The organism is Pyxidicoccus fallax (assembly GCF_012933655.1).
Classification (GTDB): Bacteria; Myxococcota; Myxococcia; order Myxococcales; family Myxococcaceae; genus Myxococcus; species Myxococcus fallax.
The window spans coordinates 1-858 of record NZ_JABBJJ010000737.1; the positions used below are offsets into that span (position 1 = coordinate 1).

At 69.5% G+C, this 858-nt stretch carries 1 protein-coding gene; it reads right to left on the reverse strand.

Annotation, left to right across the window (positions count from 1 at the left end):
- Nucleotides 1-766 (reverse strand): LodA/GoxA family CTQ-dependent oxidase (locus tag HG543_RS53895; protein ID WP_211194822.1); only part of this gene is annotated, 766 nt, incomplete at its 3' end.
- Nucleotides 767-858: the final 92 nt, after the last annotated feature.

The following is an 858-nucleotide window of genomic DNA, read 5'->3' on the forward strand; positions in this document are numbered from 1 at the left end:
GGGTGGGCAGGGGAATCGAGCCCGCGCGGCCGAACTCGTCGCGGAGCAGGTCATACATGGTGACGACGGCGTAGAGGCCCTGGCCGTAGTTGGGCGGGGCGACGGCGACCATGGCCGGCTCGGCCTCGAATGTCTGGTCGCCGATGCGGACGGTGGCGCGCACGGGCCCGTCGGAGATGTCATCGCTCCAGCCGTCGTTGTTGGCGAAGGTGGTGACGGGCGAGGCGCCCCAGGCCTTGCCGAAGCCGCCGAGGAAGAGGAGGCGGCCCTTCTCGTCGGTGCGCAGCTCGCCGAGGGGCATGGGCTCACCCTTGAAGGTGCCGGTGTCGAAGCGCACGGGCGCGGCGTCGCGGCCGGAGATGCCGCGGGGGCCGGGGTCGATGACGAGCTGCCGCCGATCCGTGCCCACGGTGGAGGCGTTGCGCGGCAAGGACGACTGGGCGAACTCCCCGAGGTCCATGGCGTTGTTGAACTGGTACCAGGCCGCCTTGCGGTTGGCGACGTGGACGCGCCACTGGATGTCGGCGTCGTCAGCGGTGAGCTCCTTCACCACGTTGCCGGCGGCGTCGAGACCGTAGATGCGGAAGCGCGCGGCCTGACGCTTGATGCGGCCCTGGACGTCCTTGAAGCCGCCGGGAGGCTGGGGCTGTTCACCCGGAGCTTCGGGACCGATGAAGTAGTCATGCTCTCCGGGTGCATTGCCAACGCGGGCAATGCCAATGCCCGGGTAGATGACACAGCGCACTACGGTCTGCGAAGCGGACACGCGATTCCCCCCTGTGGGACGGTGGGCCGGAAGTGGAGCAATTCGCATACCGGCACGCAACCCCTGCCATTCCGAGAGGGGCAGGGTGGGGG